Annotated in this window: 2 protein-coding genes; both read right to left on the bottom strand. The window is 72.6% G+C overall.

Features of this window, described 5'->3' with window-relative positions:
* Position 1: 1 nt before the first annotated feature.
* Entirely contained in the window at positions 2-565 is a 564-nt protein-coding gene (locus AC1DY2_RS20090) for a DUF501 domain-containing protein (RefSeq protein WP_476764021.1), read from the bottom strand.
* Positions 562-1017: FtsB family cell division protein (locus tag AC1DY2_RS20085; protein ID WP_476764020.1), on the bottom strand; the 456-nt coding region annotated here is incomplete at its 5' end. The genes AC1DY2_RS20085 and AC1DY2_RS20090, both read right to left, overlap by 4 nt.

The raw sequence follows: 1017 nt of genomic DNA, 5'->3' as shown, positions 1-1017 counted from the left end.
GTCACGGGCGACCGCCGGTCTCGWCGTCGGCGGGGTCGGCCGGATCGGGCACGTCCACGCCGTAGTCGGGGCACTGGCAGACGCTCGGCGACCACGGCGATCGCTCGAGCGCGAGATCGCCCATCGGGTTCGCGCCCGGCCCCGCCGACAGGGAGTGCGCGGCGAGCGCGTGCAGGCACTTCACCCGCGTCGGCATGCCGCCCGCGGAGATGCCCGCGATCTCCGCGACCACCCCGACGGACTCGCGGTCGGCGAGGTAGTCGCGGTGGGCGCGCTCATATGCCGCGCGCACGTCGTCATCGGAGGCCAGCAGCTCGGAGCACTCGACCATGAGCTGCCCGGCCTCGAGGAACGACATCGCCGCGGTCGCCGCGGGATGCGTCAGGTAGTACAGGGTCGGGAAGGGCGTGCCGTCGGACAGGCGCGGCGCGGTCGCAACCACGGTCGGAGCCCCGCACGCGCAGCGCGCCGGGATGCCGACGACGTCGCGCGCGGGCCGCCCGAGCTGCGCCGACACGATCCGGATGTCGCGCTCGCTCACGGGCTCGAAGGGCGGGCGGGTCATCGCGCGCCTCCCTCGGCGGGCGCCGGGGCATCCGTCGACGTCGGGGCGAGCCCCGCCGTCATCACGGAGTCGAGCAGCGTGCGCATCCAGTCGCCCTTCGATTCGGTCACATCTGCCGAGACCTCGGCGGCGGCATCCGCCTTGGCCGCCTCGGTCCGGTCGTCGATGACGAGGTAGCTCACCTCGCCGGGCATCACGTAGTACAACCGCTCGCGTGCCTGGGTCATGATGAACGTCTCGTCGTTCCAGCGTTCGCGCTCATCCCGCAGCCGCTGCACCTCGTCCTCCTGCTGGGAGACCGAGGCCCGCAACTCGGCAATCTGCTGCCGCTGCTGCGCGAACGCCGCGATGGTCGGCGCCAGCACGACCACGGCGAGCACGAGCACTCCCATCATGATGACGGAGAAGCCTGAGAATCGGATGCCGCTGAGCCAGCCCGCGCGGTCGGCGCC

It is taken from the genome of Agromyces sp. P1_H4 (assembly GCF_056405255.1).
Note: the sequence above shows the minus strand (reverse complement) of the source record. Positions and strands in the feature narration are given on the sequence as shown.